Raw genomic sequence first — 205 nt, forward strand, 5'->3', positions numbered from 1 at the left:
GCCATCAACCCTTAGTTCTTCACAGTGGTGACATGCCTCAGAAGCATCTGAATCACTTCAGGGGAGATACTTGCAGCCTGCTGCTTGAGTTGTGCGATTTTTTCCGCTGTCTCCTGCTCAAGACGCTTGACATTTGCACCAGAGTCACCGCTACTCTCTGCAACCTTCCTCTGAAATTCAGCCTCCATCTGGGCACGGTATTCAG

1 protein-coding gene is annotated in these 205 nt (G+C 50.7%); it reads right to left on the reverse strand.

The window, feature by feature from the left end; translation table 11 throughout:
* Positions 1–11 precede the first annotated feature (11 nt).
* A partial coding sequence (locus JEM65_RS21630; protein ID WP_199603836.1) for a hypothetical protein occupies positions 12–205 on the reverse strand: 194 nt, incomplete at its 5' end.

Origin of the sequence: Gelidibacter salicanalis (genome assembly GCF_016469035.1) — a bacterium.
In the GTDB taxonomy this organism is placed as follows: domain Bacteria; phylum Bacteroidota; class Bacteroidia; order Flavobacteriales; family Flavobacteriaceae; genus Gelidibacter; species Gelidibacter salicanalis_A.